The sequence below is a fragment of the Alicyclobacillus mali NBRC 102425 genome (assembly GCF_001570745.1).
Lineage (GTDB): Bacteria > Bacillota > Bacilli > Alicyclobacillales > Alicyclobacillaceae > Alicyclobacillus > Alicyclobacillus mali.
Genome location: NZ_BCSG01000022.1, coordinates 13,859 through 38,877, shown reverse-complemented (window position 1 = coordinate 38,877; position 25,019 = coordinate 13,859). Strand labels below are relative to the sequence as shown.

The window sequence follows — 25,019 nt, the reverse complement described above, 5'->3', positions numbered from 1 at the left end:
ACAGCGGGAAAGTTTTCGAGAATTCTGGACATCGTTCGGCACGGAGAGGGCGTGATCGACATGGAGATGAAGCGAGAGCGGATGGACTGGCACAGCTTCTTCGCGTCGCAGGCGCGGGTGATGGCGGCGAGATCGACCTGCACGAGACTGCAGGTGGGGTGCGTGTTGGTGCGGGACAAGCGGATCATTGCCAGCGGATACAACGGCAGCATCCACGGGGACGAGCACTGCGTGGACGTGGGCTGCAAGGTGGTGGATGGCCACTGCGTGCGGGCGATTCACGCGGAGCAGAACGCGCTGTTGCAGTGCGCGCGATTTGGCATTGCGGCGGAAGGCGCGGATCTGTATGTGACGCACACGCCCTGCCTGACGTGCACGAAGAGCCTGATTCAGGCCGGGATCCGGCGTGTGTTTTACGAGTTCGAGTATCGGCCGGACCCGTACGCGATGGAACTGCTGTCGAAGGCGGGCGTGGTTGTCGAACAAGTGCGAAGCCGGTTGGATCTTCTGGTGTAGGGCGGTGTGCGGTGCAGGCGTGACGCGTGGATCGGCCCCGTTCGCGCTTTGAGCCGAAGCGGAGCCTTCGAAGCGCGAGATTTCTGGGCGCCATTTGTGTCCCCGCCGCGTACACTACATACAACTGGCGACGAGCGAGGTGATGTGGAATGCCGGAATGGCTTCGGAGTCAACTCAGGAGAGCGTTCCTCAATCGCGATCGCAAGGCCATCGTGATGCTGAACGAAGCGTACTATCGATATCGCCGGTCGGATGTGAAAGCGGAGCCGTGAGGGGAGCCATGAAAATTGCTGGCCCGGCCCTCCGCCGCGACCCCGGCGCGCCGGTGCGGCATCTGAAGCGGAACGCGCCTTAGCCCGGAAAGCCGGCGATCCGCCCGTTGAATTTGCCCAGAATGCGGTCCAGCACCTCCTGCGTGATGGGGCCGAGCTGGGCCTTGTACATATCGAGTGAGATGTGGCAACCGTCGCGGTCGTTCTCGTTGTCGAAGGCGAGAAAGAGCCGCGTGCCGTCGTCAAGCTCGTACTCGAGGTAGTAGGTGTCTTCCTGCACGAAACTTCTCCTCTCAGGCGTTCGCCGCGCGGCAGCGATGTGATGAAAGCGATGCATCTTATGACGCGAAAACACCGGGCCCTTCGCAGAACCCGGTGCTTTTTTCACGATTTTCTCGCGAAGTGTGCCTCGCCGCAAAGAGGTGCGAACGCGGTTCGATATCAGCCGCGACGACCGCCGCGGCCACCCCGCTTCGCCTCGCTCCGCCGGAGCTGTGCAAGGCGCTCTTCGCTGTCTTTGAGAAATCGATTCATGATCTGTTCGAATCCCTGGCGCCGCTCCTGGCGCTGACCCCCTCGCGATCCTCCGCGGTGCGTGCGGCCAGACGACGATTCGTTGGCCTGGCGAATGGACAGGGCAATTTTCCCATCTCCGCTGACGCTCAGCACCTTGACGGTGACCTCATCGTTCACCTTCAGGTAATCGTTGACGTCGCGGACGTAGTCGTCCGAGATCTCGGAGATGTGCACCAAACCCGTCTCGCCTTCGGGCAACGTGACAAATGCGCCAAACCGCGTGATTCCCGTCACTTTGCCCGTCACTTTGCTCCCGACCTCAATGGCCATAAAGTTGCCTGTTCCTCCCTGTCCGCTTGAACGAAAAGAATCCGATGAACGGCTTGCCTGACATACGGCGTGAAGCCCCGGTGGCCACCTCCGCTCATCCGTAGGATATCCGCCTTGCGCCCTTTCGACTCACCCACGTCCGCGACCTCAGTGAGACTTTGACGGCGACTGCAGATCGAACGGCACGGTGTTGGGCATCACGAGGTTCTGATGCTCCGTCGCGTACTTTTCAATGTACGCCGGATTGTTCAATTGTTGCTTCTGTGTCTGCAACGTGCGCTGCTCGGCCTGGAGCGAAGTCAGTTGTCGCTCCAGTTTGGCGTTCTCCGCCGCCAGTTGGCGCAATTGGGGACGTTCCGCATGCCAGAAGTAAAAGAACGCCCACGCACAGATGACGAGCGCAGCCACGTATCGGATGCGCACAGGGAAGTTCCGGCGCTGCCGATGAGGCTCTTGCCTGACGCTGGTCAGCGGGCGTGATTCGACTGCTCGCATGGCGAAACGCTCCTCTGTGAGAACTGACCGCGCTGTGCGCGCCGGCGCCCCAGTGAAGGCGTCAACGTGCCGACTTGCGGCTTTGAATCAACCAATTCGACGCGCGCTGCCAGAAATCCTCTTGCCAGGCGACTAGTTTTTTTCGCCATGCGGCGTCTCGACGAACGTAGCGGCGAACGGGGAATGTGACGACGGCGAAGAGGATGGCGACCATGCGGCACAGGCCGTTTTCCACCACGATCCCCGCTCGATACAGCGCGCGCCCGACGCCCAGGGCGAGGCGTGCCAACAGCCTGAGCGGCCATACCACCACCATCTCCAACGCGCGGCGCACAATTCGCACGATGAAGCGGATGACCGCCACGACCGCGAACGCGCTCCGCATCACCCGCCGCCTGAGTGTCAGGCGGTACAGCCCGTATCCCACCGCGAGCAGCACCAGCGTCCATAAGCGGAATTCGCCGTCGATGGTGCGAAACGTGAGCAGATACACCAAGAAGGCGGATGCCGTCCAAAAGGCGAGATCGCACAACGGCCGTAGGCGCCGCAGCCAGCGGAAGCCGCCCGAGATGGTGTTGTACCAGTCGAACACCGCGCCCATCGCCGCGCCCGAGGCGATCATCCACAGCACATAGGCCACGTTCTGCCCCGCGCTCATGGCCGAAGCCGCCCCCACCGCGCTGCGCGGCGATGATCCCCGTAAATCAGGGCACCAATGTCGCCCTCGATGCGAATGATCCCCGCCTGCCGATCGAACGCCTTGATGGCGAGGGCGCGGCCCTCGACACAAAGCTCGCCCGCCCGCGTCGAGATCACGAAGGCCTCCGCGTCGAACCGCTCAAGGCGCTCAACCCCTGTCACCTCGATCTCCCGCCTGGCGAGGATGTGCACATCGTGTCCCTCGGCCGGATCCATGCCGACACCTCCAACCATCCTGTCGCTCCGAGTGTATGACGGAGGGTGGACATGTAGACCGAGGGAACGCGCGAACCGCGCAGGCCCGGAACGCCGGCCCGAACAGGCGGGCGGCCGCGTCCTTGGGAACAGTAAAAGACCGGCCGCACGGGCCGGTCCCGAACCGGGCTTATGGAGTTTCCGCTTCGTCGTCGACAAACTCTTCGTCGACGTCGCCCGCGCGCGGTTCCACGCGGACCATGTCGTAAAGAGAGGCCGCCTCGTCCCGCCGCGGATTCTCCGCGAGGCGCCGGACGACAACCGTCACGGTCTTGTTGCCGTAGTGGATGACGATCTCGTCCCCCACGGCGACGTCCGTCGCCGCTTTGCCGGGGCGTCCGTTGACATCTACGCGCCCGGCATCGCAGATCTTCTTCGCCAGTGTGCGGCGCTTGATCAAGCGGGACACCTTGAGAAACTTATCGAGTCGCAAGGTTCAGCGCGTGACTTCCTTGAGCTTGTTGCCCGGTTTGAACGCAGGCACCGTGGAAGCCGGGATCTCGATGACTTCGCCCGTCTGCGGATTGCGGCCGGAGCGCGCAGCCCGAGAACGCGTCTCAAACGTGCCGAAGCCGATGATCTGCACCTTCTCGCCGTTGGCGAGGGCCTCCTCGATGATCTCGAACACGGCGTTGACCGCACTCTCCGCGTCCTTCTTCTTCAAGTTGGTCTTTTCCGCGACACGGTTGATGAGTTCCATCTTATTCACGCGTGCGATACCCCTTTCGTGGGAATGTCGGGAATGTTATTCGTTCTTCTCGCCAGGAATCCTGCTAGTTCGACTGCGAAAATGCGATTTTTGCCTCATTCCAGTACGCGTCGAGCGTTTCTGGCGACGCGGTTTCCCACGATCCTCCATCTGAGCGCATCCGTTGCTCCACGTACCGGAATCGGCGGGCGAATTTGCGCGTCGCCTGCGCCAGGACGGCCTCGGCGTCGAGATCGAGAAACCGGCAGAGGTTGACGACGGCAAACAGGACATCCCCGGCTTCCGCTGCGAGCTTGGCCACATCCCGCGGCTCCCGACCTCGCTCGATGTCAAGTTCATTCATTTCCTCTTTGACCTTCTGCCATACGTCGGCCTCGTTGGCCCAGTCAAACCCGACCTTGGCCGCCGCCTTCTGGACCGCCTGCGCCACGGCGAGCGCTGGCCCGGAGAGCTTCACGCCTGACAAAACGCTCTCTTCACGCTCTTCATTTCTACGCTCCTCCTGTTTTACCTGCTCCCAAATGCCGCGGACGTCGTCTGCCGTCTTCGCCACCTCATCCCCGAACACGTGTGGGTGGCGGCGGACCAGCTTCGCAGCAAGCCCCGCGAACACATCGCGCAGCGAGAACTCGCCCGCTTCCTCCGCGATGCGCGCGTGCAGAAGAATCTGCAGCAGGAGATCCCCCAACTCTTCCGCGAGGTGATCTGCATCGCCCTCGTCGATGGCCTCCGCGACCTCGTACGCCTCCTCGACGACGTACTTGCGCAGCGACGCGTGCGTCTGCTTCCGATCCCACGGACAACCGTTTGGCCCGCGCAGCACCTCGACAATGCGTGGGGCCTCGTGCAGGTCCCGGTACAACACGGCCGCGTCCCTGGCTGGCGGCACGTACAGGGTCGTGAGGTGATCGATCCACGGAAGGCGGTCGATCTCGTACAGCGCCACGCGCTCCATCCGCTCTTCTCCGTGAACGCCGGCCGCGCGCACCACCACGACCTCGTACTCGTCCGGGTAGAGCTCCATCAAGGTGAGTTTCACCTCGCTCGCCACGGCGCGATCATACACCTGGGCGACGAAGGTGTGCAGGCGCGGGTTGAGTTGATCGTGCCGAAGCGCGAGGCCGTCGAGGAGCAGGAGTCCCTCCACCGGATCGATTCCGAGCCTTGCCACGGCGAGATCGAGAAAACTCTGGCCCGGGCCCACCTCGACCTCCACACCCGGGTGCGACTGCGCCAACAGGATCTGGACCGCGCGCTCGGCCACGAGAGGATGGCCCGGAACCGCGTAGACGACGTGCGGATGGCCCTCTGCGAGGTGGAGCAGTCGCGCGACAATCGCCTCGTAGACGGCCTCAAACGTGTCGCACGCGTCGTAAAGATCATCACACGTCTGATAGGTGACGCCCATTTCCTCGAGCCTCTTCACGGCGGGGTGCTCGCGCGTGCGAAGCACCACGGGCCAGCCGCGCCGCATGATCTCGTACGAGCCGAGCGGAATGCTGTCTGGATCTCCGGGGCCCAATCCGACAATGTGCAGGATGCTCAACGCACGTATCCCTCCATCGCAAAACCGCTTCAATGCTGCTCGCGCTTCAGGCATTCGAGGTCCTCGGGATGGAGACCACGCATTTGGCGATGCGGCGTTCCAATGCGTCCCGCAAGCCGCCTCGGTCCAGTTGGTCCAAATCCACATTTCCCACATGATACTGCACACTGCCTGTGCACACAAAACGGCCTCCCGCTGGTCTCTGTTTCCCCAGCGCGGGAGGCCCGATGGCGATGCGCGGTGGTCGGTTCTGACATGCGCCGCTGGCACTCATCCGTCCGAATCTCACTTGCACACCCCATGCACATATGGTATTTTATGGACGGAGATTGCTCATTGCTCCATCTGTTTCCCCAAGAACCCGGCGGCCGTTTCCGCCAACTTGACCTCGGTCTCCCCCATCCGCACGCCCTCTTCGCGGGTGGCGAGGATGACCGCGCCAATCGGATCGCCCGCGGCGATGATGGGTGCGACGACGCGCGCGCCGAACCGCTCCGGGCGATCCCGCACGATGGCGTACTCCCCCGCCGTCGAATCGTGCACCGTCTTGCGATCTTCCATGGCCTGTTCGATGTCTTCGCTCACAGGCTTGTCCAAAAACTCCTTCTTCGGCGCTCCCGACACGGCGATGATCACGTCCCGGTCCGCAATCATCGCGATGTGTCCCGTGTTTTCGGCGAGCGAATCCGCATACTCCTTGGCAAAGTCCCCGAGTTCACCGATGGGCGAATACTTCTTCAGGATGACCTCGCCATCGCGGTCCACGAATATCTCTAAGGGATCGCCTTCGCGAATGCGCAACGTCCGTCGAATTTCCTTCGGAATCACAACGCGACCGAGATCATCAATTCTCCGCACGATGCCTGTGGCTTTCAAAAAGATCCCTCACCCTCATGAAGTTTGGTGCAACGGAATCCGGCGTGACTGTATTATGCGACTCGTCCAGATCCTCTATGCACCAGCGAACCCATGAGGGCTGAGCGCGGCACGGCTCAGACGCCCGCCACCTCTTCCTGCTGTTTGGATTGCCGCACCATCTCCAGGTAATCGGCCAAGAAGGCGATGAGCCTTCGGACGATCTCGTCTCCAGCCACGCCCTTGGTGCGGAACACCACAAAGATCATGCCGTTCGGCCGAGAGGTGACCTGCGCCTTGTGCTTGACCGCCATGGACAGGAGCTTCGGATAATCGACCGGCGCGTGCTTCTCGTTCGGGAACCGCACGGTCGTGTCGGCTCCCTGCGTCGCGATGTGATCCGCGTGTGCGTGCATCGCGAGGCTTTTGAGCCTCGTCACGTCGAGCAGATTGCGCACCTCCTGCGGCGGATCGCCGTAGCGATCGATGAGCTCGTCCTCGAGATCGTCCGCCTCGGACACGGCCTGAATCGCCCGGAATCGCTTGTACATGGCCACCTTCTGCGACGGATCGGAAATATAGGTGTCTGGGATGTACGCTTCGACAGGCACATCGATGGTCGGTTCGACGGGCCTCTCCAGCTGCTCGCCGCGCAGCTCGCGGATGGCCTGCTGCAACATTTCCGTGTACATGTCGAAGCCCACCGAGTTGATGAAGCCGTGTTGCTCGGCCCCGAGCAAATTACCCGCGCCGCGGATGGACAGGTCGCGCATGGCGATCTTGAAGCCGCTGCCGAGTTCGGTGAACTCCTTGATGGCCGCCAGCCGCTTTTCCGCGACCTCCGACAGCACCTTGGCCGGTTGATAGGTGAAATATGCGTACGCAATCCGGTTGGATCGACCGACGCGGCCGCGCAGCTGATAGAGCTGAGAAAGGCCGAACTTGTCGGCGTCGTACACAATCAAGGTGTTCACGTTCGGAATGTCGAGCCCCGTCTCGATGATGGTGGTCGTGATGAGCACATCGTACTCCGCCTCTAGAAAGTCGAGCATCACGCGCTCGAGCTCCGCCTCGGCCATCTGACCGTGCGCCACGCTCACGCGGGCATCCGGCACGAGCGACTGCACGCGCTCGGCCATGCGGTGGATGGACTGGACGTCGTTGTAGACGAAGTACACCTGTCCGCCCCGGGCGAGTTCGCGCTCAATGGCCTCCTTGACAAGGCCCTCGTTGTACTCCACGACGTACGTCTGCACCGGAAACCGGTTCTCGGGCGGCGTCTCAATGATGGAGAGATCGCGCACGCCGAGCATGGACATGTGGAGCGTGCGCGGGATGGGCGTCGCGGTGAGCGTCAGACAATCCACGTTCGCGCGCAGTTGTTTCAGCTTCTCCTTGTGCGTCACGCCGAAGCGCTGCTCTTCGTCCACAATCAGGAGCCCGAGGTCCTTGAACTGCACGGAACTCTGCAGAAGCCGGTGCGTGCCAATGACGATGTCGATGGTCCCCTCCTTGAGTCCCTTCAACACCTCCTGCGTCTCCTTGCGCGTGCGAAAGCGGCTCAGCATCTCGATTTTCACCGGGAAGCCGGCGAACCGCTCCTTGAACGTCTCGTAGTGCTGCTGCGCGAGGACCGTCGTCGGCACCAACACCGCGACTTGTTTCCCGTCCATCACCGCTTTGAACGCCGCGCGCATGGCGACCTCCGTCTTGCCGTAGCCCACGTCGCCGCACAGGAGCCGATCCATCGGGCGCGCCTTCTCCATGTCCCGCTTGATCTCCGCGATGGCGCGAAGCTGATCCGGCGTCTCCTCGTACGGAAACATGTTCTCGAAGTCCGCCTGCCAGGGCGTGTCGGGCGAGAACGCGTGGCCAGGCGTCGCTTCGCGCTTCGCGTAGAGCTTCAGGAGATCCCCGGCGATGTCGCGCACCGACTTCTTGACGCGGTTCTTCGTCTTCTGCCATTCGCTCGATCCCAGGCTGTGCAGCTTTGGCTCCCGTTCGCCCGAGCCAATGTAACGCTGGATTTGATCAATCTGATCCACGGGCACGTACAGGCTGTCGCCACCCGCGTAGCTCAGGTACAGGTAGTCGTTGCGGCGCCCCTCCACCTCGAGCGTCTTGATGCCCATGTAGCGGCCAATGCCGTGATTCACGTGCACGACGTAGTCGCCGACATTCAGCTCCTGGTAGCTCTTGATCCGCTCCGCATCCGAGACCTGCGCGCGCGTCTGGCGGTGCCTGCGCTTTGCCGTGAACACCTCGGTCTCGACGATCACGGCCATGCGGTGCATCGGCAATTCGAACCCGCTCGACAGGTTGGCGACGACAATTTGCGGCACCTTGGACCCCGGTGTAAACACCTCCACCTGGTCCGCCTGAATGCGGTAGTCGTCCAGGACGCGCGCCAGGTGATCCGCACGCTCCTTGGTCGCCGCCGCAAATATCACCTGCGTGTGCGCCTTCTCCCAACGCGCGAGCTCCTGCTTCAACACGTTCATCTGCCCATGGAAATTCTGCATGCTGCGCGCCGAGATGTTGAGGACCTGCTGATACCGCTGGCTTCCCCGCGTGTGGGCGAACGTGGAAAAATGCACCTTGGCCCGGTTCAACTCCTGGAACTTCGCCTCATAGTGAAGGGCATCCACCGTGCCCGAGAGCACCTCGCCCCGCATGATGGCGCCCGACAGCCACTCGCGAAACTCCTTTTCGAGCACGTCCGCGCGCTCCAGGATGCGGGCCGTCTCGTCGAAGCAGACGAATGCGGGCTGCGGGACGTGATCGAACAGCGTGTCCGCGTGATCCGGGAACAGAAGCTGATACCGGGCGAGACCAGCGAACGCCTGGCCATCGCGGAGTTTCCGGATATCCGCGGAGATGGCCTGTTCCAGCCGATCGCGAAGCGTCGCATCCGTCACCGTCTTCAGCCTGGCATCCAGACGCATCTGAAGTTCATCTGCCACCATGTCCGCAACGGGTTGCGGAAGCATCAGGTCGAACGCCGGGCCAAACGACACGCGATCCCGCTTGTCCTGGGATCGCTGCGTGGCGGGATCGAACGTGCGGATGGAGTCAATGTCGGTGTCGAACCACTCGATGCGGTACGGGAGATCATGGCCCAGCGGGAAGACGTCGAGGATGCCGCCGCGCACGCTGAACTGGCCGCGGCTCTCGACGAGATTGACCCGCTCGTAGCCGCCGCGCACAAGCTGAGCCACCACATCGTCGATGGGCTTGGTCTCCCCTACCGCGAGGTTCACCAGCGAGTGTAGAAAGTGGTGCCTTTTTGTCACCGGTTGCCAGGCCGCGAGAAGCGTGGTGACCACGACGACAGGGCCCTCCTGCGCGAGGGCCTCAAGCACGTGCAGCCGATCCGCCAGGACATCCGACGACGACGCCAGGTAGTCGACGAGCGCGTTGTCTCGCTCCGGATACAGATAGACCCGCGCGTCCGGCAGATACTCCTTCAAATCTTCCCAGACGGTCTGGGCGTGACTGGCTGTGTGCGTCACCACAATCATCGACTCTGGGAGACGGCGATTGCGCAGCTGGTACAAGGCCGCCATCACGAGCTGCCGCCCGGCGCCGGTCACGCCCGTGATGAGCATGTCGTTTCGGCGCGGCCCCATCCCATCCGCCAATGACGAAAGCGCCCCGTCCGCGGCCATGAGTTCGACGAGACCCTTCACCTTTTCCCCTCCCAGCTCACGCATGTACCTGGATTTATTGTATGATACTTCCTTCCAAGAGCAACTCAGGATGCATCGCGACGGCCTGCTCGCAGGCGTCGCAAACGGTCTGGATCTCAAACTGATTGTCGCGTGGGCGGATGACGTCCCACTGGTGATCCGGCTCGAGATGGTGCAAACCGAGCCGCTCCATCGCATCGCCGAGCGACCAGTGCGGTGCCTCCACCGCCCCAATTTTCTGTCTGCAATAGCGGCAGACGTATTCGAAGCGCATCGGGATCGCCCCTTTGTCAGACGAATGTCAGACAGGTCTCCCCTTAGTATGGAGAGACGATGCGCGTCCCATACCTCCGCCGCTCGCGGCGGCTCAGGCCCTGGCCGCCGCGTTGTAGCGCGTCATGGCTTCGGCAAAGCCGCGCTCGACGGCGAACAGCGCGGCTTCCGCGGCCGTCTCGAGCGCTTGGCGGACGTGTGGCTCTTCCTCTCGCGAAAACGCTCCCAGAACGTACGGCACGATCGGCGCTCCTTTCGGCGGCCGGCCGATGCCGATGCGGACGCGCCCAAACTTCTCCGTGCCGAGCGAATCAATGATGGACTTGATCCCGTTGTGCCCCCCGGCCGACCCCTGCGCTTTCAGGCGCACGACGCCCGGCGGGAAGTCCATATCGTCGTACAGAACCATCAGGTCCTGGGCCGGATCGACCCGATAGTAGCGGACGATCTCGCCCACGCAAAGGCCGCTTACGTTCATATACGTGTGCGGCTTCACCAGCAGAACCTTTTCGCCCGCGTGGCGCGCGTCGCCGACGAGCGCATGGAAGTCGGCCCGATCCACGCGCGCCGCGAGTTTCTCCGCCAAGATGTCGATGGCCATGAACCCGGCGTTGTGCCGGGTGCGCTCGTACTCGCGCCCCGGATTTCCGAGCCCCACGATGACTTTCAAGGTCCGTCTCTCCTCAGTCGAACAGCTGGCTCACGGAGCGCTGCGTGTGCACGCGAATGATGGCCTCCGCGATGAGTTCCGCCACCGACAGCACCTTGATTTTGTCGATCCGCTTGTGTTCGGGCAGCGCGATGGTGTTGGTGACGACCACCTCTTCGACAGCGGAATCCCGCAGGCGCTCCACGCCTTGGCCCGAGAGCACGGGATGAATGCAACACGCGTACACCCCGCGCGCGCCTCGCTTCAAAAGCTCCGCCGCGCCCGCGGTGATGGTCCCCGCCGTGTCGATCATGTCGTCAATCAGGATGGCCGTCTTGCCCTCAATGTCGCCGATGATGTTCATCACCTGCGCCACGTTCGCGTCCGGCCGCCGCTTGTCGATGATGGCGAGCGGGGCGCCCAGGCGCTCCGCAAACGCGCGCGCCCTGGTGACGCCGCCCATGTCGGGCGAGACCACCACGGGGTTGTCAATTTGCTTGTCCAGAAAGTAATCCGCCAGGATGGGCATGCCGATGAGGTGATCCACCGGAATGTCGAAGAAGCCCTGAATCTGGCCAGCGTGCAGGTCCATCGAGATGACGCGGCTCGCGCCGGCCGTCTGCAGCAGATTGGCGACGAGCTTCGCCGTGATAGGATCGCGCGCACGGGCTTTGCGATCCTGCCGCGCGTATCCATAGTACGGGAGCACGACGTTGATGGTGCGCGCCGAAGCGCGCTTGACCGCGTCCATCAGGATGAGGAGTTCCATGAGGTGCTCGTTCACCGGCTGGCTCGTGGGTTGAATGATGAACACGTTTGCGCCGCGCACGCTCTCGCCCAGGCGGATGCGGACCTCGCCGTCCGAAAACCGCCCGACTTGGCAGTCCGCCAGCGGGACCCCGATGTAGTCGGCAATCTCCTGCGCCAATGCGGGATTGGCATTTCCCGTGACGAGCTTCAAGTCGGCGTCAATGGCCACAATGGTTCCCGCCCTTCTCCGGATTCCGATTCTGCCTGCGGGCCTTCCACGCCCGGACGTAATTCGGCTTGGTGGTCTGCGGCGCGCGGCCAATGGCGAAGCCGTCGTCGCCGACGTCGTCCGTCACCGTCGTTCCCGCGACGACGTACGCGCCCTTGCCGATGGTCACCGGCGCAATCAGGTTCACGTTTGAGCCGATGAAGCTGTCGTCACCTACAACCGTCCGGTGCTTCCGCTCGCCGTCATAATTCACGGTGATGGCCCCGCACCCGACGTTGACGTTGCGGCCGATCTCGGCGTCTCCCACGTATGCCAGGTGACTCACCTTGGTGTCATCGCCGATGCGGCTGTTTTTCACCTCGACGAAGTCGCCGATCTTCACCCGCTGCCCAATCTCCGCGCCCGGGCGCAGGTAGGCGAACGGCCCCACCTCGGCATTTTCGCCGATCACGGCCTCGACCGCCACCGTGTACTGGACGCGCGCGCCTTCCCGCACGACCGTGTCCACCAGCCGCGTGTGCGGTCCGATGACTGTTCCCGACGATATTCGCGTGCGGCCCGCGAGCATGGTGCCGGGGAGCAAGGTGACGTCCGGCGCGAGTTCCACCTCTGCCTCGATGTAGGTAGAGCCGGGATCCACCACCGTGACCCCTTCCATCATCCAGCGCGTCAGAATGCGCTGCCTGCAGATGGCCTCCACGCGCGCCAGTTCCACGCGGTTGTTCACGCTCGCAATTTCGTCCTCGTCCTCCGCGATGTGCGCGATGACGCGCTCGCCTCGGCGGGACAGGATGAGCGCCGTGTCCGTCAGGTAATATTCCCCCTGCGCGTTGTCGTTCTTGACCTCGCGAAGGGCCTCTTCCAGCGCGTCGCGCCGAAACGCGTAGATGCCCGTGTTGATGAGCCTGTGCGCGCGCTCTTCCGGCGTCGCGTCCTTCTCCTCGACGATGCGCTCCACCTGGCCGCGAGGGTCCAGAAAGACGCGGCCCAAGCCCTTCGGATTCGTCACTTCCGCCGCAAGCACGACACAGGCTGCGCGGTTCTCCTCGCGCAGCCGCATCAGGTGCACAATGGTCTCCGGCCGAATGAGCGGTGCGTCGCCATACAGCACGACAACCGTCTCTGTATCGGAAGTGATGAGCGGCAGCGCCGCTCGCACAGCGTCTGCCGTACCGAGCTGCTGCTCCTGAACCGCAACCTGTGCGCGCCCTTGAATGGACGCCTCCACCTGTTCCCGATGCTGTCCAACCACGACGACGACATGGTCCATCCGCGCGTCGCGGAGGCTATCCAGAAGGTGATGAATCATCGGCTTGCCGCATACCGGGTGCAACACCTTGTGTGTCTCTGATTTCATGCGTGTGCCGTGCCCCGCGGCCAGCACGACAGCGGTTTGCGCCATGCAATATCTCCTCCGAGCGCGCCATGTGTGCGCTCCCACAAATCTTGTCGCCACAAAGTGTACCCGATGGGGGGGTGCATTTCAATTTCGCGGCCGCGCGATCACAAAAAAGCCCTGACTTTCGCCAGGGACTTTTCACACAAGCTTCACATGGCCGAGTCGCGAATCGGCGGGGAGTTTTCAACCTCTGCCTCCTGCGCGCGATAATACGCGGCGAGGACCGCCTCCTGGATCTTCTGGCGCGTGGACGACGAAATCGGATGCGCGATGTCCCGAAACTCTCCGTCCGGCGTTTTCTTGCTCGGCATCGCGACAAACATGCCGTTATTGCCATCGATCACGCGGATGTCGTGGACGACGAACTCGCTGTCGATGGTAATGGACGCGATCGCCTTCATGCGGCCTTCACTCGCCACCCGGCGAAGCCTTACATCGGTGATCTGCACCCTCTTCACCACCCTGATGTCGCGAATTGGTCACATCTGTCTTGCACGACCAATTCAACATCCGGGTGGCAAACTCCTGCAGCGATCGTCATCATTTTTTCAAAAATTCGACCTCGTTCTCCGTTTTCCGCCTCGGCTCACCCGAGAAACGCGACGAGCTCGATCTCGACCTTGGCTCCACGGGGCAGCGCGGCCACCTGCACGGTGGAGCGAGCGGGCTTGTGATCGCCGAAAAACGCCTCGCACGCCTCGTTGACCACCTGGAACTCGGCGAGATCCGTCATGAAGATGGTCGCTTTCACCACCTGGTTGCGCCGCGCGCCCGCAGCCGTGAGCACCGCGTCGAGGTTGCGGAACACCTGCTCCACCTGCTCCTTCACGCCGCCCTGGACCATCTCGCCCTCGGGCGTGAGCGGAATTTGGCCGGAGGTGTAGACGAATCGGTCCACCTGGACCGCCTGCGAATACGGGCCGATGGCCTTCGGCGCCTGATCCGTGTGAATGATCTGCATCAACAAGACCTCCTCAGTCGACATGCGAGGCGCGGCGCTCCAGCGCGCCGAGATTCGGTCGGACGTCAAAGCCGCCCTCGCGCACGGGGCCAACTTCGAGCAGGGCCACGTAGTCGGCGACCATCTTCTGCGCGGGCTGCGACGTGGCCATGAACACCGCCGTGCCGCAGACCTCGCCCCCAAACTCGCCGATAAGCTCGGCCACCGCCCGGGCCGTGGCACCCGCGCGCATGAAGTCGTCCACGATGAGTGCCCGCGCGCCCCTCGGGACGAGCCGGGTGCTCAGAGACATTGTCTGGATGCGCTTCGCCGATCCGGACACATAGTGCGTCGTGAGCGACGCGCCCTCTGTCACACGCTGCTCGCGCCGGACGATGGCGAGCGGCGCATGCAAGTACCGCGCGGCGCTCGCGGCGAGCGGGATGCCCTTCGTCTCGACGGTCACCACCACCTCGACGCCCGCGTGGGCGAATCGGCTCGCCACCATAGCGCCCGCCGTGTCGATCACGTCCGGATCGCCCAGCACATCCGACGCGTACAGGAACTCGCCGGCGATGACGCGATCGGGCGAGGCGAGCCGACGCGCGACGGCCCACAGAAAGGCCTCGGCGCGGTCGCGGGCGACCTGGGGCACAAAGCGCACGCCGCCCTGCGCGCCGACGAGCGTCTCCACGCGGCCCGAACCATCTTCGGCGAGCACTTCGCGGACCAGCTGCACGTCCTCGCTCAGCGTGGACTTGGCCGCGCCCCACGCGTCGGCGAGCGCAGAGATGCTGATGGGCGCCATGGGGCGCTCCACGAGCCGGCGAGTCAGGCGGATGATTCGTTCATGCCGCTGCATGGCTCGCCTCCTAGCTCGGCGCGTGTGCCTGATGGTAGCCGCCGACAAACCGGCACACGTACACGTCTTTCATGATGCCGCGGAGCGCGTTGTACAGCCGCTGCGCGTGCGTTTGCACCGGCGTGAGCACGAACATCGTCGGCCCCGATCCCGACATGTGCACAGGCCGCTGCGCGATGGAGGTCACGCGCTCCTTGAGCGCCCGAAGCTCCGGATAGAGGTTCAGGGTGACGCGCTCCAGAGCGTTGTATACGAGTGCGACGGCCCGCTCGTGATCTCCCTCCGCCAGCCAGCGAACCATCTCTTCGCTGCGCGGGGAGGAGGTGAAATCGGAAGGCTCAAGGCCGCGGTAGACGTCCGCAGTTGAGACGAAGAGGCGCGGGTGCAACAGCACCGCGTACATGCTTGGGACGTGCGGATAGCGAGCCACCCGCTCGCCTCGCCCGCGCGCGATGGCGAGCCCGCCGTACACGCAGTAAGGGACATCGGAGCCCACCTCCGCGCCGATATCCGCGAGCTCGTCCAGCGTGAGCCCCGCGCCTGCCAGCTGATTCAGCCCGCGCAAAACGGCCGCGGCGTCGCTCGACCCACCGGCGAGCCCCGCGGCGACAGGGATGTTCTTCTCGAGCTGAATGTGCACGCCGCCAGCAAAACCCGTCCGTTGCCTGAACGCCTGCGCCGCCTGCACACACAGGTTCCGCTCGTCCACCGGCACCGAGGACGACGCGCTCTCCATGGTGATCTCGCCGTCTTCTCGCGGCTCGAGCCAGATGACGTCTGACAAATCCACGGTCTGCATGACCATGTCCACCTCGTGATAGCCGTCGTCGCGGCGCCCGAGGACGTCCAGGGTCAGGTTGATCTTCGCGTACGCGCGTTGCAACAACAAAGCGCCCCACCTCGACTAGGACTAGCATGCCGAGGCGGAGTGCCAATGTCAAGGATCACAGCATCGCAAGCCGCTCGCCTGCTCCGTCCGCCAGAACCCTGTGCCACGGCCGCGCGCCGAGCTCCTCAAGCGCCTCCTTGAGCGGCGCAAGGCGCTCGTAAAACACGCAGGCGACGTCTTCCGGCCCGAGCGCCTTCGCGGCAGCGAGCGCGGCCTCTCGCTCGTCCGGGACGACCTCCACCTTTTTCTCGGGACACGCCCGTGCGATGGAAGAGCGCAGGATGTCCGCGATCTCGCCAGGCGCGCGACCGCGCAAATCGGCGTCCTCCTTCACGATGAATTCGTCGAACCACGGTGCGAGGGCCCGCCCCGCCTCCTCCACGACGTGATCGGCCCGGTCGCCCGGAACACCCACCACGCCGACGCGGCGCCTGCAGGGCAGCGCCTGGAGCCATCGTCCGACCTCCCGGAAGCCGGCCGGGTTATGACCGTAGTCCAGTACGATGCGCGCCCCGTTCGGCAACACGTACATCTCGAGCCTGCCGGCGTTCTGCTGGGGCAAGAATGTTGCGAGCGCCTTGGCAACCGTGGAGCGAGAGAGGCCCGCTGCCCGCATGGCGGCCGCCGCCAACGCCGCGTTTTCGACGTGAAAGCGCGCGAGACCGCCCAGGCAGATGGGAATTTGTCCGACGGCGAGGATGGGCCGCTGGATGCCGCCCTGCCACTCGTAGACCACGCCGTCCGAGACCACCACCGCCATGCCGCCCGCCTGCACGTGCCGGGCGACGTGCGGGTTTTCCGGAACCTGCGACACGAGCACCAGCCGCGCGCGAAAGCGCGGCGACAGGGCGAGGACACGGGGATCATCCGCGTTCAGGACCACCGCGCCGTCGTCGCGGACGCACTCGCCGACGAGCGCTTTGACAAAGGCGATGTCGTCGATGGACTCGAGCCCGTCCTGGCCGACGTGATCGAGCGAGAGGTTGGTGATGACGCCGACGTCCGCGATATCGTAGGCGAGCCCCCCGCGCACAATCCCGCCGCGCGCCGTCTCGAGCACAGCGACCTCGACGCGCGGATTCGAAAGCACGAGCCGCGCGCTCATCGGACCCGTGGTATCGCCCTTTAACACGCACTCGCCTCCGACGTACACGCCGCCGGTTGTCGTGAGCCCCACCGTCTTGCCCGCGACGGCGAACCCGTGCGCGACGAGCCGCGCGGTGGTCGTCTTGCCGTTGGTGCCCGTGATGGACACGATGGGAATTCGGCCGTCCGATCCCGCCGGAAACAGCGACTCCACAATGGCTTCCGCAGCCCGGCGCGGCGAGCCGCTCGACGGGTGCTCGTGCATGCGGATGCCCGGACACGCGTTCACCTCAATCACCGCCCATCCGCCGGCGTCCGCGGGAGCCGTGAGCGAGGGAACGACGAGATCGACGCCGCACACGTCAAGGCCCACGGCCTCGGCGGCCCGCTCGGCGATGCGCAGGTAGGATGGGTGCAACACGTCCGTCACGTCGCGCGCCTCGCCGCCCGTCGAAAGGTTGGCGCTCTCGCGCAGCGCCACCCGCTCGCCCAGCTGCGGCACCGACTCAGGCGACATGCCCTGGCGCAGAAGCACCTGCCGCGCGATCTCGTCGATCGCGATCTTGGTGAGCGGCTTCTCGTGGCCCTCGCCGCGGCGCGGATCGCGGTTGACGAGATCGACCAGCTCACGGACCGTGTGCACGCCGTCCCCCTCCACGAAGGCGGGCTCGCGCACGGACGCGGCGACGGCGCGGCCGTCGACCACCAGCACGCGCACGTTCTCGCCTGGCACATACGCTTCGACAATGACCTCCCGCGCGTACCGCCTGGCCTCGCGAAATGCAGCGCGCACCTCCGCCTCGGACTCGAGGCGCAGCGATACGCCCTGGCCCTGGCGCGCGTCGAGCGGCTTGACGACGGCGGGCCCGCCGAGGTGGCGCCAGAGAAAAACGGCCTCGGCCTCGTCCGCCGCCACCCCGCCCGGCGGCACGGCGAGCCCCGCCTCTTCGAGCAGGTGCTTGGTAAGCGCCTTATCGCTCGCGATGTCGGCCGCGACGCACGACGTCCGGTCGGTGAGGGTGGCCTCGATGCGTTTGCGGTGCACGCCGTACCCGAGCTCGAGGAAGCTCGCCTGCAGTCGCCGGACGGGGATGTTGCGCCGCCGACACGCGTCCACGATGGCCTGCGTGCTCGGGCCGAGGCGGTCATCCTCGTAGAGCCGCGCGACTTCCCGAACCAGCGCGTCGAGATCGCCCGGTTCGCGGCCTTCGGCGAGCGAACGCACCACGTCCACGGCGGCCTCGAGCGCGTGGCGCTGGGCGGGAAACGACGCACACTCGATGGCCACGTCGTACAGCCCCGGCCGCCCGGCGTACACCGTCTTGCCGTAGTTGGCCGGAATGCCTGCGAGATGGCCAATTTCGATGGCCACGTGTTCGCAGATGTGCCCGAAATAGGTGCCGTCCTCGAGCCGCTCGATGAAGCCGCCCGGCCGGCCCTTGGCACAGTGGTGTTGGCGCAGACCTGGGAAGTGATGCAGAAGGCGCTCTCCGAGTCCAGGGATGTCGATGCTCTCTTTGCCCGTGTAGACCCCGAGATCCAAGCGGGCCAGGAGAATGGGGCGGTGGATAAAGATGTTGGGCCCCTCGATGAAGCGAATGCGCACGATGTTCATGAGGATAGCTCCTTCTGGCGAAGCCAGTGTGGGAAGTCGGGGATGGGCCTGCGTTCGCGCAGCAGGAATCCGCAGCCCTCGGGCAGCGTGTGCAGTATCACGTCGCAAAGCGCCAGCGACTCGTCCCGGCGAATGCGGTCGAGATTGGAGTACGTCGCGCTGCCCGCATCTACGACGCTCACCGCTCCGCGGCCGATGACCTCGAGCACGTGCCCGTCGTGCACCACGACGGCCGTGTCCTCATCAATGCCAAGTCCCAGATGATGCGGATACTGCGCGACCGCCGACAGGAGTCTTCCGAGCCGGCCCCGCTGCGCGAAGTGTTGGTCGATCACGCAGCCATCGAGAAACTCCATGCCGGGTGCCATGTGCACGATGGACGGACGAGGATTCGTCTCGCCCTCGCCTTCGACAATCATGGTGCTCGACATCATGGAGGCGCCCGCGCTCGTGCCGCCGAGCACGACGCCGTTGCGGTGCGCCTCGTGCAGCGCCGCGTCCGCCTTGGTTCCCCCCAGGAGCTTCGTGATGCGCTCCTGTTCACCACCGGTGAAAAAGATGCACGTCGCCTGCGCGATCATCTGCACCGCGCTGTCGCGGTTCGCAGCCTCGCGGGTGGACACGTCGAACGTCCGCACGTCGTCCACGCCGAGGCGGTGAAACACATCCACGTACTCCGCGCCCACCTCGACCGGCGTCTTCGTCGCCACGGTGATGACGAGGACCCGCGCGTGTTTATCGCCGCCGAGATGGAGAAATCGGCGCAGGATGCGGCACTCACCCACCTTGTCCTCCGCGCCGCCGATGATGACGAGAGGTCCTTTCTGCCCCAACCGCACGCCCTCCCAGGTTATTGGTTAGATCATCCAGATAATCTTTCCGAAATGGCTTGCCATCATGCGATTGCAGCAAAAGGCGGCCGGGATCATCCCGGCCGCCCCGGTCACCTCTGCCCGGACTTCTCAGCCAACGCCTGTTCTGCGATCTCGATGGCGCGCTTCACCATGTTCCCGGCGTCGCGCGCCTTGATCCCGCCCCAGCCCTCGCGCTGGACCGTGTCGTAGAACCCGAGCTCCTTGGCCAGTTCCACCTTGAACGCATCTGACATGGTGCTTCTCCGCCGTGCCATGCCAAATCCCTCCCTGGGTCAGAGGCGACAGGCTTACGATGCGCCCGCTTGGCACGTTCTATGCACCTTGTCCTGCCGGCGACACGCCGACGGGCAACAAAAAAGGGCAAGGCAAGCGCCTCACCCCGGTGCGATTCATCCTGTCTCATGTATGTGACGAGGCCTGTCCTTGCCGAGACCCCGGTCCATCTTCGAGGTTCAGTGTTCGACCACGAACTTGGTGGTGTTCCCGTCCTCCTTGCACAGCATCAGCTCGACGGTCTCGGTCAGCACGTCCGCATAGCTGTACGAGACGCGCTCAAACGATCCGTCCGGCGGGTCGAGCTTGACGACGAATACCGACGGATACGTCTCTTCGAGAACCCCGAAGCGCTCAATGGTTTTTCGCCTGCCTCCGTTTGCTCGGAGCAACACGCGTTCACCGACGAGTCCATCCAGACTCTTCTTAATGTCGTGGAGCGCATTCCTGGCCAACACACACCACCTCTTTCCGCGCTTCATTATACCATCGCGCGGAACATGGTGTCAATGAAATTTAATGAGTATATCACCGCATGTTTTTCGGTGTCAATGGGTATTTTACGGGGATCTGTGGCGAAGTTCGGTGAATTCACCCCGCCGAGATGAAGGGCGAAGCCACCGCGCCAGCAGCGGCTGCTGCGCCACGCGCCCATGTGACTTCCCGACAGTACGGCTTCAGTACAAGGATTTCGGCAGACCAAGCCGGTACTTTCCGCGCGATTCCAGGCCGCCGATCCCGTCCGTCCCTGTGTAGGTGGACTTCACCGCGTCGTACAGGTTCACCGTCTCGTGAATGGGCGTGAACGCCACCTTTTCCGCGATAAAGACGGGATCGAGCGCGTGGATCATGATCCGCTGCGGCGACGAGGCGAAGTTGGCGCCCGCCTCGATCAACGCCTCAAAATGCGACTGGCACGCCCCCGCGATGATGACGAGATCGTCCATGTTGCGCACGTATTTCCGCGCATTGGCGACCGTCTTCACGAAGTTTTGCGAGTTGCGGTAGTTCTTGATGTCCGCCCAGTCCTTGCCCTTGCGGATGACGCCGTCGTGGCCGGTGATGATCAGGATATCCGGCGCATACGTCTCGAGCAGATGCACGACCTTTCCCGGCATCTCCGATTCCGCCACGTGCTGCCCGACGGCGCGAATGCCGAGCTCCTCGTACATGGCGAGGCACTTCTGCAGGTAACTGCCGTCGCCGTCCATGTGGAGCACGGTGCCGGGGCGCTCGAAAAAATCGGGATTCGCACGGTACCGCGCTTCCTTGCGGAGAAGCCGCTTCTCCGAGTCGTGGGCGCGGCGGGATCGAATGATGCGGAGGCATTCGCCGACCACCTGCGTGCGCATCGCCTCGAACGCGCGCATATCCTCCTCGGTGACAGGGGCGAGATCGTCAAAGGGCGCGTCGGCCATCAGGCGCACGTCCATTCCTTTGAGGATGGCGGTCTTCGAGCTTTCGTCCAATTCAACAATCACGAAGCATATGTCGTGGCCGTACGAGCGGCGCGTGACGCGATCGCCAATGTGCCACACCGTCATCGCCTCCCTTGGCGGGCTCTAGACTACGGTATGCGGCACGACGGCTTCGTGAATCCCGGGGGATGGAAAGATGGCGGATGCGCGAGACATCGCGTGCGCGCTCGGGGCGCGCGACGAGGCGGGGCGGATTGGCAATGTGTTGCGGCAGGTGGGAAGGGCAGGCGTGCGCCGGGTTGCGCTCTGCGCCAACGGCTGCACGGATGGCACCGTGGCAGAGGCGCGGCGCGTGTCGGACACTTTGCACATGGAACTCGCCGTAATCGAGTTTGAGCAGGCGCTGGGGCACGACGCCCCGCGTGCGGTTGCAGCCGTGGAGGCGTGGCGGCGTTGGCCCGAATCGGCAGCCGTGCTGATGGTGGATGCGGACTGGCGGGGGAGTTTCGGTCCAATGCTTGCGGACTTCCTACAGGACGCGCTTCGACACCCGGAAGCCATCATGGGGGTGTGGGGCCACGTGCGTGCGGCCGATCTCGACCGGCGCTGGCAGCGCCTCGTGCACCGCGCGGGCGCGCCCGCATCGCTGCGGCCGTTTCTCCTGCCGCACTTCATCCCCCTTTCCGCCTTCGCGCGGGTCTCACCGCGTTTCGTGGCGTCTCCCGGCCTATTCTTTGCCCTCACGCGCCGCGCCGGGATTCCGTGGAAAGTATATGACCCGTGGGACGAGAGGCTGATTGGCAACCCCGGGCGCGGGATCCGTTCCGAGACGCGCACCCTCGACGTCTTGCGCGAGGATGCGCGGGCGGCTGAGATGATCCTCTTCGGCGGTTCGGGCGATCCACCGCCGCTCTGGCCGGGACAGCGCGATTGGCGGGCAGTCGAGTCCTGGATGAGCCGGATGCGCGGGCCGCATCGTTGCCGGGGGCATCACGACTTGGTGTAGCGATCCGCCACCTTGCTCGCGCCGAACGAATCAGGCTTGATGCGCGCCTCATAGCCGTTCGACTCGATCCAAGCGACAATCTCGCGGATCCACTGCTTGGTCTCGCCTCCCTCGCCGATGTCCAGGTGCACTTCAATCTGCCAGTCCTGCCCCGCCTTCTGGAGCAACTCGCTCAGCAGGCCGCCCACCTGAAGGGACAGCGAGGCTTCGGTGAACATGCGCTGACGCAACGAATGAATGTGCTCGTGCTGCTCCTTGTGCACGTAATAGCGGGCGCCTCGCCCCACGCGGTGCAGAATGACCGCGGTGACGAAGGTCGCGGATGCCGTGTGCTCATGCGGCTGCGAATCGGTGCCGATGATCAGCCGAAAGCGGTCCTGAGGATGTTCGCTGCGCTCCTGAATGACGTCCGCCGCCACCTGTTCCAGTGTCACCACGCCGAGCGTCGGGCTGCGAAACAGCACGCGCACCGCCCCCTTCTTGTTGGCTACGCGGCATCCACGCCTGCGCCGCGGTCATCTGCCGCACGATGTCACACGGGCTCAGCCGTGCTGGTCAACGCGCCGCCCGCGTCGACGAGCGCGTTCACCTGTCCGCCGTGTCGCGCACCTCCGTCAATTCCGACTTTATCCGAACCATACCACACGTCATGCGTCCCGTGCAGCACCATGCACGGCGTGTGCCCGAACACCACCCGTTTGCCCGCCCGATGCGGACGTGCGTAAAACCGCTCGCGAATCGTCAACAGGTCCCGCTTGGAAGTCTGGCGCCAATCGGGCTTGTCGGGATCGATCCCGGCGTGAACCGCAATCCACCGGTCCCCTTCCCACGCGTAGGGCAGCGTGGGGAGAAAGGCAGCAAGTGTCGCGTCCGCCGCGATGGATCGGTACAACTTGTCTCGCACGGAGCCGAGCGCCTTCATGCCGCCGCGCATCCAGTGCACCACTGCATCCTCGTGATTGCCGCGGAGCGCAACCGCCCCCTGGCCGCAAAGCTGATGCACCAAGTGGAGAACGCCGAGGCTGTCCGGCCCGCCGGAGATGTAGTCGCCGACGAGAACCAGCTGATCGCGGCCCGGCCGGTATTCAAGCTTCGCTAACAGGCGAAGAAACGGGCGCAGGTGCCCGTGTATGTCGCTGATGAAGATGGTTCGTTCCGGTGACGCCGACTGCATGACGCGCCCCCTCCTCGAAAACGCTTGCATCCGAAGCTCGCGTTTCACATAATAGAAATTGTATTTCATTGATAAAATCTATGCCACAGATCGCCTGTGACGCGAGGCTTGGAGGGCAAGCCCATGGACATCCGCGCTGTCTCCGGCGTCATGCCGGTTCGCGAAGAAGACCAGTTGGATTGGGATGCACTCTGGAGCTACCTTGTGCGCGAGGGCGTCCTTCCCGCGGACGCTGGACCGATTGAAGCCGTCCAATTCCCCACCGGTGCGTCCAACCTCACGTACCTGATCCAGAGCGGAGAGTTTGTGGCCGTCCTGCGCCGCCCGCCCCACGGCCCGCTCCCACCGCGGGCGCACGACATGGGACGCGAGTCATCCATCCTCGCGAAGCTCCATCCGCACTTCTCGAAAGCACCGAAGCCGTATGCCCACTGCGAAGATCCGCATGTCATCGGCGTGCCGTTTTTCGTCATGGAGTACCGCCCGGGCGTCCCGTTGGACGACGCGTTCCCCGCGGGCTTCGCATATGCGCCCGAGGTGGGGCGGGCCATCTCCGAGCGCGCGATTCAGGCGCTCGCGGAGCTTCACGCAGTGGACCCGGTGGCATCCGGTCTCATTCAGTTTGGCAAACCCGAGGGCTTTCTGCGCCGCCAGGTCGACGGATGGATCGAGAGATTCCACCGATCTCGCACGGATGAAGACGTCCCGCACGCGGACGCCGTGATGGCGTGGCTGAGCGGCCACGTCCCGGAATCGCGCGACGTCACCTTCATCCACAACGACTTCAAGTTGAACAACATGCTGTTTGCGCCGCCTGCGTATCAGGACATCATGGGCATCGTGGACTGGGAGATGGCGACCGTCGGCGATCCCTTGTTGGATCTCGGCGTCATGCTGAGCTACTGGACGGAGCCGTCGGATCCGCCGTCACTCCGGGCGCTTTTCCCTTCCGTGACGACGCTCGAAGGATTTTACTCGCGCCGCGAGATGGCCGAGCGATATGCAGGTCTGACCGGGCGCTCCATGCACGACATGAAGTTTTACTACGTGTTCGGCGTGTTCAAGCTCGCCGTCATTTTGCAACAGATTTACGTGCGTTACAAGATGGGGAAGACGTCCGACGCTCGCTTCGCCCGATTTGGCGACGGCATCCGGGCGCTCGTGGAACATGCCAAGGTCGAGATGGAGCGCAGCTGACATCGCCGCGAAGCCCATATCGAAGGCCAGCCGGCGCGGCCGCCGACTGGCCCCTCGTCTCAGTTGACCTGTTTTTGCAGGCTTTCAATTACGTCGCGTGAAAGCCCCGTCGCTCGCTCGATGACCTCGTACGGCATGCCCGCCTCGAGCATGTTGCGCGCAACTCGGCGAACGCCCATCTCCGAACCGATTTCCATACCCTTTTCGATTCCCTTTTCGATTCCCTTTTCGATTCCCTTTTCGATTCCCTTTTCGATGCCTTTCTCGACGCCTTTCTCCATGCCTTCCTGAAGACCTTCCTTGAAGCCCTCAAGGCGCCCCTCTCGGCGACCATCTTCAAAGATCTCGTCGATGAGCCGATACATCGTGCGCAACTCCTTTCTCAACCGCAATCGTTGCTCTTCCGAAAGCGCCTGTTCCCCGAGCGTCAGCAGTGCATTCCTCCTGTCAAGGCGTATCAACGACGTGTGCAGAGAGCACCATCGCGCCCAATTGAAAAGGC

30 protein-coding genes are annotated in these 25,019 nt (G+C 64.0%); 4 read left to right on the top strand and 26 right to left on the bottom strand.

Annotation, left to right across the window (positions count from 1 at the left end; genetic code table 11):
* Positions 1-60: 60 nt before the first annotated feature.
* Positions 61-516: a ComE operon protein 2 gene (locus tag AMA01_RS08890; RefSeq protein WP_067850158.1), complete on the top strand. Its 456-nt coding sequence runs from the start codon at positions 61-63 to the stop codon at positions 514-516.
* Between the two features lie 149 nt (positions 517-665).
* Positions 666-788 carry a cortex morphogenetic protein CmpA gene (gene cmpA / locus AMA01_RS13835; protein ID WP_156468433.1) on the top strand — a complete coding sequence of 41 codons (123 nt, stop codon included), beginning with the start codon at positions 666-668 and terminating at the stop codon, positions 786-788.
* A gap of 79 nt (positions 789-867) precedes the next feature.
* Here cmpA and AMA01_RS08885 read toward each other — a convergent pair whose 3' ends face one another.
* The 23 genes from AMA01_RS08885 to yabG form a co-directional block, all read right to left on the bottom strand.
* A complete protein-coding gene (locus AMA01_RS08885) occupies positions 868-1,068 on the bottom strand; it encodes a hypothetical protein (RefSeq protein WP_067850124.1) in 201 nt (66 codons plus the stop codon).
* Positions 1,069-1,229: 161 nt separating this feature from the next.
* Positions 1,230-1,634 (bottom strand): S1 domain-containing RNA-binding protein, encoded by a 405-nt coding sequence (locus tag AMA01_RS08880; RefSeq protein WP_067850123.1) that lies wholly within the window; start codon positions 1,632-1,634, stop codon positions 1,230-1,232.
* Positions 1,635-1,781: 147 nt separating this feature from the next.
* Positions 1,782-2,129 (bottom strand): FtsB family cell division protein, encoded by a 348-nt coding sequence (locus tag AMA01_RS08875; RefSeq protein WP_067850121.1) that lies wholly within the window; start codon positions 2,127-2,129, stop codon positions 1,782-1,784.
* 61 nt (positions 2,130-2,190) lie between these two features.
* Positions 2,191-2,787, bottom strand: a complete 597-nt coding sequence (gene yabQ, locus AMA01_RS08870) for a spore cortex biosynthesis protein YabQ (RefSeq protein WP_067850120.1) — start codon at positions 2,785-2,787, stop codon at positions 2,191-2,193.
* Positions 2,784-3,044: a YabP/YqfC family sporulation protein gene (locus AMA01_RS08865; RefSeq protein ID WP_067850118.1), complete on the bottom strand. Its 261-nt coding sequence runs from the start codon at positions 3,042-3,044 to the stop codon at positions 2,784-2,786. Before AMA01_RS08865 ends, yabQ begins: the two co-directional genes overlap by 4 nt.
* A 169-nt stretch (positions 3,045-3,213) precedes the next feature.
* On the bottom strand, positions 3,214-3,516 hold the full coding sequence (locus AMA01_RS08860) for an RNA-binding S4 domain-containing protein (protein WP_067850116.1): 303 nt from the start codon (positions 3,514-3,516) through the stop codon (positions 3,214-3,216).
* A gap of 3 nt (positions 3,517-3,519) precedes the next feature.
* Entirely contained in the window at positions 3,520-3,792 is a 273-nt protein-coding gene (locus AMA01_RS08855) for an HU family DNA-binding protein (RefSeq protein WP_008340720.1), read from the bottom strand.
* Positions 3,793-3,856: 64 nt separating this feature from the next.
* On the bottom strand, positions 3,857-5,338 hold the full coding sequence (gene mazG / locus AMA01_RS08850; RefSeq protein WP_067850115.1) for a nucleoside triphosphate pyrophosphohydrolase: 1,482 nt from the start codon (positions 5,336-5,338) through the stop codon (positions 3,857-3,859).
* Positions 5,339-5,671: 333 nt separating this feature from the next.
* Positions 5,672-6,214 (bottom strand): stage V sporulation protein T, encoded by a 543-nt coding sequence (spoVT, locus tag AMA01_RS08845; RefSeq protein ID WP_067850113.1) that lies wholly within the window; start codon positions 6,212-6,214, stop codon positions 5,672-5,674.
* Between the two features lie 116 nt (positions 6,215-6,330).
* On the bottom strand, positions 6,331-9,882 hold the full coding sequence (mfd, locus tag AMA01_RS08840; protein WP_067850111.1) for a transcription-repair coupling factor: 3,552 nt from the start codon (positions 9,880-9,882) through the stop codon (positions 6,331-6,333).
* Between the two features lie 34 nt (positions 9,883-9,916).
* A complete protein-coding gene (locus AMA01_RS08835; protein WP_012809625.1) occupies positions 9,917-10,156 on the bottom strand; it encodes an anti-sigma-F factor Fin in 240 nt (79 codons plus the stop codon).
* A gap of 93 nt (positions 10,157-10,249) precedes the next feature.
* A complete protein-coding gene (pth, locus tag AMA01_RS08830) occupies positions 10,250-10,825 on the bottom strand; it encodes an aminoacyl-tRNA hydrolase (RefSeq protein WP_067850109.1) in 576 nt (191 codons plus the stop codon).
* 13 nt (positions 10,826-10,838) lie between these two features.
* A complete protein-coding gene (locus AMA01_RS08825; RefSeq protein ID WP_067850107.1) occupies positions 10,839-11,783 on the bottom strand; it encodes a ribose-phosphate diphosphokinase in 945 nt (314 codons plus the stop codon).
* The gene (gene glmU, locus AMA01_RS08820) at positions 11,773-13,185 is read right to left on the bottom strand and encodes a bifunctional UDP-N-acetylglucosamine diphosphorylase/glucosamine-1-phosphate N-acetyltransferase GlmU (RefSeq protein WP_067850105.1); all 1,413 of its coding nucleotides are present in this window, start codon (positions 13,183-13,185) and stop codon (positions 11,773-11,775) included. Before glmU ends, AMA01_RS08825 begins: the two co-directional genes overlap by 11 nt.
* A gap of 146 nt (positions 13,186-13,331) precedes the next feature.
* A complete protein-coding gene (gene spoVG / locus AMA01_RS08815; RefSeq protein ID WP_067850103.1) occupies positions 13,332-13,631 on the bottom strand; it encodes a septation regulator SpoVG in 300 nt (99 codons plus the stop codon).
* 137 nt (positions 13,632-13,768) lie between these two features.
* Entirely contained in the window at positions 13,769-14,143 is a 375-nt protein-coding gene (locus tag AMA01_RS08810) for a RidA family protein (RefSeq protein ID WP_067850101.1), read from the bottom strand.
* Positions 14,144-14,156: 13 nt separating this feature from the next.
* Positions 14,157-14,984, bottom strand: a complete 828-nt coding sequence (gene purR / locus AMA01_RS08805; protein WP_067850099.1) for a pur operon repressor — start codon at positions 14,982-14,984, stop codon at positions 14,157-14,159.
* A 10-nt stretch (positions 14,985-14,994) separates the two neighbouring features.
* A complete protein-coding gene (ispE, locus tag AMA01_RS08800) occupies positions 14,995-15,873 on the bottom strand; it encodes a 4-(cytidine 5'-diphospho)-2-C-methyl-D-erythritol kinase (protein WP_067850097.1) in 879 nt (292 codons plus the stop codon).
* A 55-nt stretch (positions 15,874-15,928) separates the two neighbouring features.
* Positions 15,929-18,574: a cyanophycin synthetase gene (gene cphA, locus AMA01_RS08795; RefSeq protein ID WP_067850095.1), complete on the bottom strand. Its 2,646-nt coding sequence runs from the start codon at positions 18,572-18,574 to the stop codon at positions 15,929-15,931.
* Entirely contained in the window at positions 18,571-19,407 is an 837-nt protein-coding gene (locus AMA01_RS08790) for a cyanophycinase (protein ID WP_067850094.1), read from the bottom strand. The genes cphA and AMA01_RS08790 overlap by 4 nt, the downstream gene beginning before the upstream one ends.
* Before the next feature lie 110 nt (positions 19,408-19,517).
* Positions 19,518-19,703, bottom strand: coding sequence for a small, acid-soluble spore protein, alpha/beta type (locus AMA01_RS08785; RefSeq protein WP_169304837.1), 186 nt, complete (start codon positions 19,701-19,703; stop codon positions 19,518-19,520).
* A gap of 198 nt (positions 19,704-19,901) precedes the next feature.
* Positions 19,902-20,177: a biofilm formation stimulator Veg gene (veg, locus tag AMA01_RS08780; RefSeq protein WP_067850091.1), complete on the bottom strand. Its 276-nt coding sequence runs from the start codon at positions 20,175-20,177 to the stop codon at positions 19,902-19,904.
* A gap of 222 nt (positions 20,178-20,399) precedes the next feature.
* Entirely contained in the window at positions 20,400-21,266 is an 867-nt protein-coding gene (yabG, locus tag AMA01_RS08775; RefSeq protein ID WP_231862891.1) for a sporulation peptidase YabG, read from the bottom strand.
* 70 nt (positions 21,267-21,336) lie between these two features.
* On the opposite strand from yabG, the gene AMA01_RS08770 reads away from it, so the two are divergent.
* Entirely contained in the window at positions 21,337-22,146 is an 810-nt protein-coding gene (locus tag AMA01_RS08770) for a hypothetical protein (RefSeq protein WP_067850087.1), read from the top strand.
* Here the strand turns inward: AMA01_RS08770 and AMA01_RS08765 are convergent.
* Both AMA01_RS08765 and AMA01_RS08760 read right to left on the bottom strand, forming a co-directional pair.
* Positions 22,131-22,610: a ribonuclease H-like YkuK family protein gene (locus AMA01_RS08765; protein ID WP_067850156.1), complete on the bottom strand. Its 480-nt coding sequence runs from the start codon at positions 22,608-22,610 to the stop codon at positions 22,131-22,133. The two genes, AMA01_RS08770 and AMA01_RS08765, sit on opposite strands and share 16 nt — an antisense overlap.
* A gap of 68 nt (positions 22,611-22,678) precedes the next feature.
* Complete coding sequence (locus tag AMA01_RS08760; protein ID WP_067850085.1) at positions 22,679-23,320, bottom strand: metallophosphoesterase family protein; 642 nt, start codon at positions 23,318-23,320, stop codon at positions 22,679-22,681.
* Between the two features lie 123 nt (positions 23,321-23,443).
* Here AMA01_RS08760 and AMA01_RS08755 point away from each other — a divergent pair, with 123 nt between their 5' ends.
* A complete protein-coding gene (locus tag AMA01_RS08755) occupies positions 23,444-24,517 on the top strand; it encodes a phosphotransferase family protein (RefSeq protein ID WP_067850082.1) in 1,074 nt (357 codons plus the stop codon).
* A 59-nt stretch (positions 24,518-24,576) separates the two neighbouring features.
* Here AMA01_RS08755 and AMA01_RS08750 read toward each other — a convergent pair whose 3' ends face one another.
* Complete coding sequence (locus tag AMA01_RS08750; protein WP_067850081.1) at positions 24,577-24,882, bottom strand: Yae1 family protein; 306 nt, start codon at positions 24,880-24,882, stop codon at positions 24,577-24,579.
* Positions 24,883-25,019: the final 137 nt, after the last annotated feature.